At 40.7% G+C, this 13,850-nt stretch carries 11 protein-coding genes and 1 other annotated feature; of the genes, 6 read left to right on the top strand and 5 right to left on the bottom strand.

Annotation, left to right across the window (positions count from 1 at the left end):
* The first annotated feature begins 27 nt into the window (after positions 1 to 27).
* The 5 genes from M2353_RS03095 (at position 28) to M2353_RS03075 (ending at position 4,771) form a co-directional block, all read left to right on the top strand.
* Positions 28 to 420 (top strand): helix-turn-helix domain-containing protein, encoded by a 393-nt coding sequence (locus tag M2353_RS03095; RefSeq protein ID WP_284724926.1) that lies wholly within the window; start codon positions 28 to 30, stop codon positions 418 to 420.
* Positions 417 to 914 (top strand): hypothetical protein, encoded by a 498-nt coding sequence (locus M2353_RS03090; protein WP_284724925.1) that lies wholly within the window; start codon positions 417 to 419, stop codon positions 912 to 914. Before M2353_RS03095 ends, M2353_RS03090 begins: the two co-directional genes overlap by 4 nt.
* Before the next feature lie 242 nt (positions 915 to 1,156).
* Positions 1,157 to 1,421, top strand: a binding site (T-box leader).
* Positions 1,422 to 1,476: 55 nt separating this feature from the next.
* A complete protein-coding gene (locus M2353_RS03085; protein ID WP_284724924.1) occupies positions 1,477 to 3,138 on the top strand; it encodes a 2-isopropylmalate synthase in 1,662 nt (553 codons plus the stop codon).
* Positions 3,139 to 4,197: a helix-turn-helix domain-containing protein gene (locus M2353_RS03080; RefSeq protein ID WP_284724923.1), complete on the top strand. Its 1,059-nt coding sequence runs from the start codon at positions 3,139 to 3,141 to the stop codon at positions 4,195 to 4,197.
* 88 nt (positions 4,198 to 4,285) lie between these two features.
* Entirely contained in the window at positions 4,286 to 4,771 is a 486-nt protein-coding gene (locus M2353_RS03075) for a YbaK/EbsC family protein (protein ID WP_284724922.1), read from the top strand.
* A gap of 82 nt (positions 4,772 to 4,853) precedes the next feature.
* Here the strand turns inward: M2353_RS03075 and guaA are convergent, their stop codons facing one another.
* From guaA to M2353_RS03050, 5 genes are all read right to left on the bottom strand, one after another.
* Positions 4,854 to 6,395 (bottom strand): glutamine-hydrolyzing GMP synthase, encoded by a 1,542-nt coding sequence (gene guaA, locus M2353_RS03070; RefSeq protein WP_017366723.1) that lies wholly within the window; start codon positions 6,393 to 6,395, stop codon positions 4,854 to 4,856.
* Positions 6,396 to 6,580: 185 nt separating this feature from the next.
* Positions 6,581 to 8,788 carry a transglutaminase TgpA family protein gene (locus M2353_RS03065; RefSeq protein WP_284724921.1) on the bottom strand — a complete coding sequence of 736 codons (2,208 nt, stop codon included), beginning with the start codon at positions 8,786 to 8,788 and terminating at the stop codon, positions 6,581 to 6,583.
* A gap of 9 nt (positions 8,789 to 8,797) precedes the next feature.
* Positions 8,798 to 9,988, bottom strand: coding sequence for a DUF58 domain-containing protein (locus tag M2353_RS03060; protein WP_284724920.1), 1,191 nt, complete (start codon positions 9,986 to 9,988; stop codon positions 8,798 to 8,800).
* A complete protein-coding gene (locus tag M2353_RS03055; protein WP_017366721.1) occupies positions 9,985 to 10,947 on the bottom strand; it encodes an AAA family ATPase in 963 nt (320 codons plus the stop codon). The genes M2353_RS03060 and M2353_RS03055 overlap by 4 nt, the downstream gene beginning before the upstream one ends.
* 102 nt (positions 10,948 to 11,049) lie before the next feature.
* On the bottom strand, positions 11,050 to 11,949 hold the full coding sequence (locus M2353_RS03050; RefSeq protein ID WP_284724919.1) for a cation diffusion facilitator family transporter: 900 nt from the start codon (positions 11,947 to 11,949) through the stop codon (positions 11,050 to 11,052).
* Positions 11,950 to 12,431: 482 nt separating this feature from the next.
* Here M2353_RS03050 and gabP point away from each other — a divergent pair, with 482 nt between their 5' ends.
* The gene (gene gabP, locus M2353_RS03045; protein WP_024719380.1) at positions 12,432 to 13,820 is read left to right on the top strand and encodes a GABA permease; all 1,389 of its coding nucleotides are present in this window, start codon (positions 12,432 to 12,434) and stop codon (positions 13,818 to 13,820) included.
* Positions 13,821 to 13,850: the final 30 nt, after the last annotated feature.

Raw genomic sequence — 13,850 nt, 5'->3', positions numbered from 1 at the left:
AAACTCGTAAGGCAAGGATGTGCTCGGTTGTCATATCAAGAACATGAGAAAACGATTCAAGAAACATTGAATTATATTGAACAGCATCTGAAAGATGATTTAACGCTTCAAACTCTAGCGAAACACACTGGTTATTCTAGGTTTCATTTTCACCGTATTTTCAAGAAAGTGATTAAAAAGTCAGTTGTTGATTATATACGGGAACGTCGAATGACCCAAGCGGCGAAGGATTTAATTCATACGGACCAGAGGGCGATCGATATCGCATTGCAGTATCGTTTTGGTTCACAGGAATCCTTTCCTAGAGCCTTTAAGAAGATATATGACATGTCACCCGCACATTATCGGAAGTTATTAAGAAATGTCATTGATGAGGAGGAAACAAATATGGCTGATCATCAGAACACACCTGCTAGATGAATTATGACAAGGATACCCCACCTGACTATGAAACAGGTTTGGATAACAGAATTGTACACAGTGGGACTAACTCCGCTTATTTAAAATCAAAAGATGAAAAAGCTCGAGGTTTCGCAACATTGATACAGCAAAATAAGTCTGATCGTTACCGAAGAGAACGCCTTCAATTTTCTGCCTTTGTCAAAAGCGAAGATGTGAAAGGTTTAGCTGGTTTATGGATGAGGGTTGACCACTCTTCAGGTGAAATTCTTGCGTTTGACAATATGATAAACCGTCCTATTACAGGAACAACTGGATGGAATCATTTTAGTGTAGTATTGGATGTTCCAGTAAAAAGTGAAGTCATTGCGTTTGTAATATTACTACATGGTCAAGGTCACATTTGGATGGACGAACTTAGTTTTAAAACTGTAGATGAAAGTGTGCCAGTGACAGAACAAAACGCTGTGGATGATTTAGAGGATACACCCGTCAATTTAAATTTTGAAGGCTAGCAGACTGAAGTTAGGAGGAAGTTGATTGCTATGAAAAAGATTGGTGCGATTTTATTGCACTCTGTTAATTCACTCACCTTTATTTAGTGCTTTGGATTTTTATTTGGTGAAGAGAATACCACATTAAAACAGAAGTAACTTAAAGATAAGCAACCACAGGACAAAAAAAATCAATTAAAAAAGATATCCCTACCACTATCACTTTTTTGTCATCTTGGTATAATAGAAAAAATCAGAAAAATGAGAATGCGATGATAAGGAATAGTACTTGCCGAAATGTTTTCAGAAAGTTGCTGGTTGATGAGAAGCAATAACATAAAGGTAGGGAACTCACCTTAGAGTAGCCTTAGTGAAATGAAAATGATTGATGTAGTTAAGGTCGGCACCCCGCCGTTATACGGGAAGGATATAAGATCAAACAATCTGTATCCGAATAAGGGCATGATAATGTTTGTTTATCATGAAACAGGGGTGGTACCGCGTAAGAAGAAGTCTTTCGTCTCCAATGAAAATATTGGAGATGAAGGACTTTTTTTATTCTATTTACTAGGAGGAATCGATGATGTTTAACCACAAAAAATACGAAAAGAAATACTTTTTGCCACCGAACCTTACTTATGATTGGGTGAAAAAAGAAACATTAGAACGTGCTCCGATATGGTGCAGTGTGGACTTACGGGATGGAACTCAAGCATTACCTATTCCTATGAACTTAGAAGAGAAATTGGACATGTTTCAGTTACTAGTAGAGATCGGTTTTAAAGAAATTGAAATCGCATTTCCAGCTGCTAATGATACGGAGTTTAAGCTATTACGGACACTGATTGATCATCATATGATTCCAGACGATGTCACGATTATGGTGATCACACAAGCAAGAGAGCATATTATCCGCCGAACCTTCGAAGCCATTAAGGGGGTACCGAAAGCGATTGTTCATTTATATAATTCGACGTCAGAAGCGCAGCGCAGACAAGTATTTCAGAAAACAAAAGATGAAATTAAACAAATTGCCATTGATGGCGCTATTTTAGTAAAAGAACTGGCCGAAAAAACAGAAAGTGATATTTATTTTCAATATAGTCCTGAAAGCTTTCCAGGAACAGAAGTGGATTATGCATTAGATATTTGTAATAGTGTTTTAGATATTTGGAAACCGACACCACATCACAAAGCGATCATCAATATTCCGACAACAGTTGAATATTCAATGCCTCATATCTTTGCAAGTCAGATTGAGTATATACACAAAAATCTGTCTTACCGAGACAGTGTGACATTGTCTGTTCACCCTCATAATGACCGTGGCTCTGGAGTGAGTGATGCAGAATTTGGTGTGCTAGCTGGCGCAGAAAGAGTCGAAGGTACATTATTTGGTATAGGTGAACGTACAGGGAACGTAGACTTGATTACCTTGGCGATGAATATGTATTCACAAGGTTATGATCCAAAATTGAATTTCAATAACCTAGAAGCGATTCGTAAAAAATATGAAAAACTAACAAAAATCACTGTTCATGAGCGGCAGCCCTATTCTGGGGAGATGGTTTTCACCGCATTCTCTGGGTCACATCAAGATGCGATATCTAAAGGTATGAAATATAGAAAGGAACATCATGTTGATAAATGGGACGTTCCGTATATCCCAGTTGATCCAGTTGACTTGGGGAGGAATTATCAAACGGATGTAATTCGAATCAATAGCCAGTCTGGAAAAGGCGGCATAGGCTATATCCTAGAAACAAATTATGGCATTCAACTTCCTTATCAAATGAATGAAGCCATGGGATATGCAGCGAAGAAAGTATCTGATCAGACAAATAGGGAATTGTCTGTCGAAGAAATATATCATGTTTTTGAAGAACAGTATGTTGATTTTCACCCTCATTTCCAGCTGCTTGATTATCAATTTCATAAAGGAGAGAAGCAAGAAGTCACCTTAACTTTGCTGAGAGATCATCAGCAAATAGACATACAAGGAACTGGCACTGGAAGTTTAGATGCAATCAGTAATGCGTTAAAAGCACATTTTCATCTCGAGTATGATTTGGAAGTCTATGAACAGAATTCTTTGGGCAACGATTCTCAAGCAAAAGCCTGTGCACAGATTGGTATTTCAAATCAAGGAAAAATGCATTGGGGTGCTGGAATTGATAAAGATATTATTGAAGCAACAGTAAAGGCCCTGGTGGTTGCAGTAAATAAACTAGAGGTTTGGATGTAGATGGAAACAGATAAACTTGAAAAACATGAAGCGATGCAATATTTAAGAGAGTACAACGAACAAGAAATCTTTTATCAACAATACCAACAGAAAAAGCATGACAATGAATCATTGCAATTATTTTTGAAGGATTATGATCAAAACAATTTCATGCAAAAGCAAATATATATAGAAGAATTTTTGCTAAAAGGGCAAAACGAATTTGAAAAAGAGGATACCATGTGGTTAGGTCAGGAGAAAGATATCGAAGTGAGAAAGTATAGCCGTTTTATGCCTCAATTGTCGGCTATCCATGATTTCTTTGAGATGATCTATGTTCTGGAAAATGAGATGTATGTAGAAGTGGAAGATAAAAAAATCGTTTTAAAATCAGGAGATATTGCCTTTATTCCACCTGACACAATACACAAGCCACTTGTAATGGAGAATACAATCGCAATACAAATCATGATCCGTAAAAGTACTTTTCAAAAAGTGTTTTTTAAAATGTTAAAAGGAAATCATGTCATTTCAGAGTTCTTTTTGAATGCATTGTATATAAAAGAAAATAAACATATTCTTATTTTCCATAGTCACTTGGATAAAAATTTGCTAAACTGCTCTCTTCAACTATTTATAGAAAATCACAATCGATTTCCTAGTTACCAGTTGATTATGAATAATTTGTTTGAGATATTATTATGTCTCTTATTAAGATTCAAACCAAGTCATATGAACGTCATTCAGGTCAAACAATATAGTGATATACGTATGATTCAAATGCTTCAATATATTCAGCAATGTTGTGAGCATATAACAATTCAGGAGATGGCAGAGGAATTTAACCTTTCACAATCTTACCTGTCTAAATATATAGCTCGTAAACTCGGCAAATCATTTCGTGAAATTCGACAAGAAATAAGATTAGAAAAAGCATGCGAAATGCTAACCGGTAGTAATTTAAAAGTGGATCATATTTCGGGGGCCGTTGGTTATCAAAATGTAGAGCATTTCATTCGTTTATTTAAGAAAAAGTATCAACTAACACCACATCAATATCGTTTAAATAATAGAACATAATGAGCAGAATGTATGACACTTATCTTTAAAGTAAAATTTTTAAATCAAGAAAATGTCAAATCAATACGAATAAAAAGGAGACATCATCATGTCAATCAAGAAAGTAAAAGATTATTTTAAACAATATGAGATGGATACTCGAATTCAGGAATTTTCAGTATCTAGTGCAACCGTAGACTTGGCTGCTTCTGCATTGGGCTGCGAACCTGAAAGAATCGCAAAAACACTCTCCTTTTTAGTAAATGGACAAGCTATTTTAGTTGTGACCTCTGGCGATGCAAAAGTTGATAACAAAAAATTCAAGGAATATTTTAAAACAAAAGCGAAAATGCTGCCTCCTCAAGAGGTCGTTGACTTGGTCGGTCATGAAATTGGCGGAGTATGTCCTTTTGCTATAAAGAATGGCGTTTCTGTTTATTTAGATATGTCACTCAAACGTTTTGAGACAGTCTATCCAGCCTGCGGCAGCAGTAACAGTGCTATTGAACTCACAATCAAACAACTAGAAAAACACTCCAGTTATACACAATGGATTGATGTGTGTAAGGGATGGAATGATGAATTCATACAATAAAATGGAAGGAAAAAGTGCTGCAATTAAACATAAAAAAGAGCTAGAAACCCTTGATACACAAAGGTTTCTAGCTCTATTATAACTATTCCCACTCAATCGTAGCAGGCGGTTTACTCGTAATATCATACACCACGCGGTTCACATGCTTCACTTCATTCACGATACGAGTCGAGATCTTTTCAAGTACATCCCAAGGGATTCTTGCCCAGTCACTCGTCATACCGTCAATAGACGTAACAGCACGGATGCCGATTGTGTAATCGTATGTTCTTGCGTCACCCATGACACCTACGCTGCGGATGTCTGGGAGGACTGTGAAGTATTGCCAGATGTCGCGCTCAAGGCCGAAGTTGGCAATTTCTTCTCGTAGAATCGCATCCGATTCACGGACGATTTCTAATTTTTCTTCAGAAATTTCACCTAGTACACGGATTCCTAGTCCTGGACCTGGGAATGGCTGTCTCCATACGATGTCGTCTGGAATACCTAGCTCTGACCCTAGAGCACGAACTTCATCCTTGAATAGTGTATTGAGTGGCTCAATCAATTCAAACTGCATGTCTTCTGGAAGACCGCCAACGTTGTGGTGAGATTTGATTGTTTGTGCCGTTGCTGTTCCACTCTCAATGATGTCTGTGTAAAGTGTTCCTTGTGCTAAGTAGTCGATTCCTTTAAGCTTGTCCGATTCGTCATCGAATACATAAATGAATTCGTTACCGATGATTTTACGTTTTTGCTCAGGATCAGACACACCTTTTAGCTTGTTTAAGAAGCGATCTTTCGCATCTACTTTAATCACGTTCATGTTGAAACCTTCGCTAAATGTTTTCATAACCCCTTCTGCTTCGCCTTTGCGAAGAAGACCGTGGTCAACGAAAATACATGTCAGCTGATCGCCGATGGCTTTGTGGATCAATACAGCCACAACAGATGAATCTACACCGCCGCTTAGTGCGCACAATACTTGTTTGTCGCCTACTGTTTCACGGATTTTCTGCATTTCGATTTCAATGAAGTTCTCCATTGACCATTTGCCATCGCACTCACATACGCCGAAGACAAAGTTCTTCAATAGATCATTTCCGTACTCAGAGTGACGTACCTCTGGGTGGAACTGAACGCCATAGAAATTCTTCTCAGCTAAGCTCATCGCTGAGTTTGGACAATGTGCACTTGTTGCATCAACTGTAAAGCCTTCTGGTACTTCAACGACAAGGTCACCATGGCTCATCCAAACGACTTGATCCGTTGGAAGGTCTTTGAATAAAGCAGGTGTTCCGTTAATATGAATGTCTGCTTTTCCATATTCACGCTGGCTTGCCGCTTCTACTTTCCCACCTAAATAGTGAGTCATCAGCTGCATGCCGTAGCAAATGCCTAGAACTGGAATGCCTAGATCAAAAATCTTTTCGTCACAACGGAAAGATCCTTCATCATATACACTGTTTGGTCCACCAGAAAGGATGATTCCTTTCGGCGCCATTTCTTTAATTTCTTCAGCAGTTAAAGTGTGCGGATGAAGCTCACTGTACACACCAAATTCACGAATACGGCGAGTGATCAGCTGATTGTACTGACTACCGAAATCGAGAACCAAAATCATTTCATTTACTAAATTTGTCATGGTGTCACCTCTATGTCCAATATAGTTTTTATAAACGCACAGAAAAAATGAGAGGAGAAAACCTGCTCTCAGTGTAAATCACGCTTTTGAAGCGCCCAGACTCACATCCGAACGCTTCAATTTCATGTATTTTAGAAGGTTTTAATATTCACCTATTCTAACAACAGGAAGGTACGGGGTCAAGACTATCTCCTGTTTATTAAATTTTCCCATAACTTCACCGACTGCCGCCAAAGCGCCGACGCAACTTCTTGTCGATAGAGCGCCCGCTCATAGAACTGCGTTAGTTCAGACATGTGATGATTCCCTTCCTTGTCATCGATCAAAGAAGCAAATTCTCTTAGCGTCATGCCTGGCTTTTTCTCGATCCCTCTGCGCTTTAGCTGTTTTAATAAAGCAGCATATGCGTAGAAAAAAGCTTCCTCATCTGGCAGACGTTTTACCTTTCTCACAATAAAGATTGGCAGCCATCTTGCTCTGAACCGGTAAAGCATCCAGCCTATAAATCCAAGAAAGACAATTACACCTGCTGCGTAGCCCAAGATTGAACCAACATGAACCATACTTGGCTTTGCTTTAGTTGCTTGTTCCTCTTGTTTTGCCGCCTGTTCTGGTTCTTGTTGCTGCGGCTGTTGTGTCTGCTCGTTTTCTTGTTGATCAGATGCGGGCTGATCTTTTTCATCCTGTTGATCATCTGTTTGGTCGTTGTTAGCCGTGGTTTCATTCGTAAATGTCTCTGGGTTCGTGAACCCTTTTGTCGGTTCAAAAGTCACCCAGCCACGGTTTGGAAAATACACCTCTACCCATGAATGCGCATTGTTATTGGTCACTTCATACACATTGTTTCCATCCATCTGTGTTTCATATAACTGACCTGACGTGTACCCTTTCACCCATCTCGCCGGAATTCCAATCGAGCGAAGCATGACAATCATCGAGGTTGAAAAGTTATCACAATAGCCAATCATCGTATCAAATAAGAACTGATCCACATAGTCTTCGTCACGCCCAGGCACAGCGACATTTTGGGTTTCATATGAAAACTTCGCAGATCCTAAATAATCCTCAATCGCTTTTGCTTTATCATACATATTATCCTTCGTTTCCGTTAAGCTGTTCGCCAATGTTTTCACACGCTCTGGCAGCGAGGATGGGAGCTGCAAGTATTCACGTCCGACCTGCTGGTTCACTTGCTGCTTGGTCGGTACTTTGATCCGCTGTAAATCCTCTAGGATAAATGTAGGTGATAAGAAGCTGACTCGATAGTTCCCTAAATTTTTGGGCGGGTTTTGAGTAGACGGGACAATTTTCTCCGTTTTGCCCATCATTTGCAGTGGAATGTTTTCCATCGGCGTCAGCATAACCGTACCAATCGGATAAACAGCATGATTAAATCGATAATTTGATTCCATATCGACTCTCGTTTCATGCTCCTCTGTTTTCACGCGATTGGTAAACCACTGGTTCGGCACTTCATTCCCTTTTAACCGAGTAGGTTTCGTATCATTTGAAGCATCCTCCCAGCCTTTCCCCGTGTAAATACTTTTTGTTTCTACACGAAAATAAGACGGTTCTTTTCCGCTCCATTTAAATACCGGTGTACGGTCCTCACTAAACGGTCCCCCAAGCGACGAATCATCCGTACTATATCCCACCTTATTCTGCCCGGTGGAACCATCTTGATTCGTGACCGCTTTAAAAAACGGGACAGGGTCAGGCCATTTCGGATCAGATTTTGGCAAAGAAGCACCGAGTGATGCTGATACAAGAACAAGCGCCAGCATGGGTAAGAACCAATTGAGACGCGCTTTCTGTGACACCCGCACACCTTCAGCCGAACGAAGCCGGTCGAAATAGAGCAGGCCAAGCAAACAAAAGCCAAATACCATAATTCGAACGATCGCAAAAGTCGCATCATAAGGTGTAAACGTATCAAGAATCGTGACATATACAATCGTCATCAGTAAAAAGAAAAAGATACGCTGCTGATACACAACCCAATAATAAAGCAAATAAACAAGTAGCCAAAGCAAAATATAAAACAACAATGTGCGGAAAGACGGATACATGTCACTCCACATGCCCATGCTCATCAAAGAAATATTATCTTGAATATCAGCAAACAGCGCAGGCAGATAACTTGGCTCTGATTGATAAAAAATCAAGTATAATGCGAGCAAGATCAATCCAGCACAAATAGGAAACGTCACATACCACTTCAATCGAAAGAACGTAAACAAACACGTAAGCCCTATAAAAATGATGAAATAAGACGTATGACTCGTCTCTGTAAAATCTTGAAGCGGACGAAGCCACTCCCAAAGCAGCAGAAATGCGACAGCATAATAGATGAACAACTCAAAACGGCTTTGCCGCTGATGCATATGCAGCATAAATGTTTGTCACCTCACAGTTCTTTCGTGCAGCCGGTCCTCAAATAAAAGGGTCGTGTGTATCCCAGAAGCTTTAAACCGGTCCACAAGCTGTTTTTCTTTTGCCGTCAATCGATCAACGGCTCTCTTCACTAAAAGAACGGTGATGTTCTTTCTGTTTCGATTCCCAAGTAAAATGGTAGCAAGCTCTTCTTGCAGATGACCTGTCACCACATACTTTCCTGTCTGCTGGTGCTCACTCGCTGTTAATGATTGATAATCAGGTGCACGAGAAGGCTTATACTGCACCTTTGTTAAATAGTAGAGCATGTCCTGTAAATGCCACTCTCCTTGATCCACTCGAAATAAGTGCTGATCCCCAAGCGGGACAAGGCCTACCGGCACCCCTTTTTTCACAGCCGTTTGCAGAACAGACGCAGCCATAGACACAATCGTTTCAAAAGCGGCTTCATCTGTAAAATCAGCAAACACCACCAGATCCTTTGTCTGATTCTGTTCAAACTCCTTCGTCATAAGCTGACCTCTTCTAGCTGTTGTCTTCCAGTCCACCCAAGCGAAACGATCTCCTTGCTGGTATTCACGCACGCCTGTCGTCACATTTGTCGGTTCATTTAACCAAGAGTGCACCGCTTTGCCTCCATTTTCATTCACCGATGCAGCAGATTCTACAGGAATATTCAACATTTTCGGATACACAAGCAATGTTTTCTCTAATGGAAGAATCACTTCTTTTTCAACAAACCCAAACATATCACCCGTTTTAATTCTAACCGCCGTCAATTGATGCTCTCCCCGCACGATGTCATTGAATTGATATGAAAATCGCCACGTTTTCCGAAACCAAGGAAAGATCATTCGCTTCATTTCAATCTGTTCCTGTAAATGGAAGGTATCCGGCGGGTCATCCTCAAGTATGACGTACACGTACGGAAATAAATTCGTCCGCTTGATTTCAAGGTCAACAGACAGCACATCCCCTGCCTTTAACCGGGTATGCTGTAATGTCCTTTTGGCTGTTGCACGAAGTGGAACAAGGGCAAACAACAAAGCATACAAAGCATATGGTGAAAATGCATAAAAAAGGAACCAGCTCACAAAGCCGCCCTGAAACATGGCATAGCAAAAGGCTGCTGCTGTAAGGAGAAGGAGCATAAACACCCGTAACCATAGTGAAAAAGCGAAACGGTCAGTTGACTTCATTGAGTCATCGACTTTTGAACTGGTACGCCAATATGCTCAATCATCTGTCGCAACAGTGTCTCCGCCTTCTTCCCTTCATATGTTGCTTCTGATGTCAAAATCATGCGATGCGGCAATGTGTAAGGCGCCAAATACTGTACATCATCAGGAATCACATAATCCCGCCTGTTCAACAGCGCATACGCCTGAGCCGCTTTCATCAATGCAATTGAACCCCTTGGGCTCACGCCTAAATAGACAGACGGATGATTTCGCGTCGCTTGGGCGATTTCGACAATATATTCTTTAATCGATGCATCCACATGTACGGTCTGAACCGCTTGCTGCAAAGCATGGATATGATCTTTTGTCATGACTGCCTGAAGCGTGTCAATTGGCGATTGTTTCTCCTGCAAATTCAGCACCTCAAGCTCCTCCAGCATGGTTGGATACCCCATCTGCAGCTTGAACAAGAAACGGTCCATTTGCGCCTCTGGAAGTGGATAGGTCCCCTCATACTCCACTGGATTTTGCGTAGCCATCACAAAGAAAGGATCTGCCAGCGGCATCGTTTCTCCGTCCACTGTGACACTGCCTTCTTCCATCGCTTCAAGAAGGGCTGATTGTGTTTTAGGAGAGGTTCGGTTGATTTCATCAGCCAAAATAATCTGCCCCATAATCGGTCCTTGTCTAAATTCAAACTCGTTTGTCTTTTTATTATAAATCGACACACCTGTTACATCTGAAGGCAAAAGGTCAGGCGTAAATTGGATTCGCTTAAACTCACACCCAATGGATTTTGCCAGAGCACGAACCATCATGGTCTTCCCAACGCCAGGCACATCCTCTAATAGCACATGCCCTTTCGCCAAAATCGCAACAAGGCTTAATATCGCAATATCTTTTTTCCCCACCATCACTTTATTGATGTTATCTACGATTTTTTGTAAATCTGAATGCATCGGTTCATCAAATGCCATCCTGATCCTCCTATCACGTTTCCGTCAATTTTCATATAGTCTAACTTTACCATACAACACACATTTGCATGAAACATCAACACGTAGAAAAAAGAAGCCTTCTCACGATGGAAAAGACTTCTGCTCCTCTTTAGGCTCACTTGCTGGTTCCATATGAACATGAGAGTGTAAAATATCATGTTCCTGCTTCATTCTGCGTTCAATTTCATCTGCAATATCATGGCTTTCTGCGATGTTTAAATGCGGTTCTACTTCAACGACCACATCCACATGGACGGTGCTTCCAAGGTAACGAGCTTTAATGTCTTTCAAATCGCCCACTCCTGGTGTCGCTTCAATCGTCTCTTTATATTTAGACATATCTTTTATATGAAAACCGTCCGTTAACGAATGAGACGCATCTCTGAAAATCTCCCACGCTGTTTTACAGATAATTAAGCCAATCACAAACGCAGCAAGCGTATCAACCCACGCCAGCTGAAATTGAGAGGCGATAATTCCGACAAACGTCCCGATACTCACATAAGCATCTGATTTATTATCAGCCGCTACCGCATATAGCGCCTGGCTATTAATTCGTTTAGACAGTTTACGGTTATACATATACACGCCATACATCACAACAGCACTTCCTGCTGCCGTCCAAGCTGCAATCATATCAGGCGTTTGATGCTCTGATGAGAAAAGCGACTGGCCTGCACTAAGCAAAACCTGAAGCCCGACAAGCATCATAATAAAGGAAGCCACAAGTGACGCAATATTTTCAGCTCTAAAATGACCGTATGGATGATCCTCATCAGGTGGCTTCTGAGAAATACGCAGCCCAGTTAATACGGCCAGCGAAGCAATGATATCAGTCGTATTATTCAAGCCATCTGCGGAAAGGGCTTCTGAATGAAACACATACCCAATGATCAGTTTGACAGCAGATAAGATCACATAGGCTATAATGCTGACCCAAGCACCTGTTTCACCTTGTCTTAATTCGTTGTAGCGCTCCATACCGAACAGCGCCTCCTCACACATTACTTTTCTATATTTATCTTACAAAGCCAAGCCCGTGTGGGTCTACAGCAACATGATTCGCTTGAATCAGCAAAATAGGAGACATAGAAATGTGTTGACCTAAGCAAACTTATTTTTATAAGGTCAATTGACCTCAAGACCTACTCCCATCAATGTTTTTCAAAACCACCCCGAAAAATGAAAAAGAACAAAATGACTCTACTATCTAATTGTCAGAATAGTTTTATTTCAAAACACAACTTTTCTTTCTTCCTTCTTATGCTATTTTTAAGAATGGGCAGAGGAAAATGAGGGAACATAATCTCTCAAATCCTTTATACTTTTTAACATCATGTTAAGAGGTTTGAAATGTCAGTTTGATAACCTGTCCAATGCTGAATGACAATTCAGTATGATAAAATTTAAAATATTCTAAAAACAAACTCTCAAATAAAAGAGAAATGTTTGGAGGTAAAGAAATGTCCAACATGACAAACGGTCTTCAAAAAAACCTTAAGACAAGACATATTTCAATGATCTCCATTGCCGGGGTCATTGGGGCAGGGCTATTTGTTGGTAGTGGTGCTGTCATTCATTCTGCAGGGCCTGGATCGATTCTTTCCTATTCATTTGCCGGACTTCTGGTCATCTTTATTATGAGAATGCTTGGAGAAATGGCATGTGCCTATCCGACAAGCGGCTCTTTCTCACAATATGCGAGTGACGCCATCGGCCCGTGGGCCGGATTTACAATCGGCTGGCTTTACTGGTTCTTCTGGGTCATCGTGATCGCCATTGAAGCCATTGCCGGTGCTGCCATTATTCAATATTGGTATGGAGATGCACCTGTTTGGCTCACAAGTCTTATCCTCACAATCCTCTTAACTTTGACAAATATCTTTTCTGTTAAATCTTTTGGCGAATTTGAATATTGGTTTTCATTGATTAAAGTCGTCAGCATTATTCTATTCCTACTCATTGGTTTTGCATTTATCTTTGGTTTTGGCGGTCATCATACTGCAGGTCTTGCCAATTTAACGGGGAATGGCGGTTTCCTTCCAAACGGATTCGGCTCTGTACTCCTCGGGATTGTCGTTGTCATCTTTTCCTTCATGGGAACCGAGATTGTGGCAATTGCCGCAGGTGAATCAGCAGACCCGGTCAAATCTGTGACAACAGCTACCCGTTCAGTTGTATGGCGTATTATTGTTTTCTACGTCGGGTCGATCGCCGTCGTTGTCACGTTACTCCCATGGAATTCAGCGAATATTTTAACAAGTCCGTTCGTTGCAGTATTAGAATACATCGGTGTCCCATCAGCCGCTCAAGTCATGAACGTCATTGTTTTAACAGCCGTTCTTTCTTGTTTAAACTCCGGCCTATACACAACGTCCAGAATGCTTTATTCATTAGCTGAAAGAGGCGAAGCACCAAAACGTTTTATGAAAATCAGCAAACGCGGTGTCCCTGTAGCAGCGACAGTCGCAGGTACCTTCTTTTCCTATATTGCCGTCATGATGAACTACTTTTACCCTGAAACCATCTTTCTATTTCTAGTCAATGCCTCTGGTGCCATTGCACTTCTTGTCTACTTGGTCATTGCCGTTTCACAATTAAGAATGCGTCGTAAAATTGAAAAAGAAAATCCAGAACAACTCAAAATCAAAATGTGGCTGTTCCCATACCTTACGTACTTTACCATTTTGGTCATCTGCGCCATCTTGGCCTCTATGCTGTTTATCGAATCGATGAGACCTCAGCTCATACTGACAAGCATCATTACCATCGGTGTACTAGCCGCCTACTTCATCTTTAAACCGAATAAAAAAGTGCCTGCAAGTGCAGCGCTTGAAAATAAACACCCTTAATTCTCCCGCTGAAAAGCGGGTTTTTTTATT

This window comes from Bacillus aerius (genome assembly GCF_029894105.1).
GTDB lineage: Bacteria > Bacillota > Bacilli > Bacillales > Bacillaceae > Bacillus > Bacillus altitudinis.
The sequence above is the reverse complement of the archived record's forward strand: the minus strand, read 5'-3'. Positions and strand labels throughout refer to the sequence as shown.

Excerpts from the sequence above, each read along its gene's own strand:
- M2353_RS03060 (WP_284724920.1), bottom strand. The coding sequence starts at position 9,988 with ATGAAGTCAACTGACCGTTTCGCTTTTTCACTATGGTTACGGGTGTTT.
- M2353_RS03065 (WP_284724921.1), bottom strand. The coding sequence starts at position 8,788 with ATGCTGCATATGCATCAGCGGCAAAGCCGTTTTGAGTTGTTCATCTAT.
- guaA (WP_017366723.1), bottom strand. The coding sequence starts at position 6,395 with ATGACAAATTTAGTAAATGAAATGATTTTGGTTCTCGATTTCGGTAGT.
- M2353_RS03090 (WP_284724925.1), top strand. The coding sequence starts at position 417 with ATGAATTATGACAAGGATACCCCACCTGACTATGAAACAGGTTTGGAT.
- M2353_RS03080 (WP_284724923.1), top strand. The coding sequence starts at position 3,139 with ATGGAAACAGATAAACTTGAAAAACATGAAGCGATGCAATATTTAAGA.
- M2353_RS03085 (WP_284724924.1), top strand. The coding sequence starts at position 1,477 with ATGTTTAACCACAAAAAATACGAAAAGAAATACTTTTTGCCACCGAAC.
- M2353_RS03075 (WP_284724922.1), top strand. The coding sequence starts at position 4,286 with ATGTCAATCAAGAAAGTAAAAGATTATTTTAAACAATATGAGATGGAT.
- gabP (WP_024719380.1), top strand. The coding sequence starts at position 12,432 with ATGTCCAACATGACAAACGGTCTTCAAAAAAACCTTAAGACAAGACAT.
- M2353_RS03055 (WP_017366721.1), bottom strand. The coding sequence starts at position 10,947 with ATGGCATTTGATGAACCGATGCATTCAGATTTACAAAAAATCGTAGAT.
- M2353_RS03050 (WP_284724919.1), bottom strand. The coding sequence starts at position 11,949 with ATGGAGCGCTACAACGAATTAAGACAAGGTGAAACAGGTGCTTGGGTC.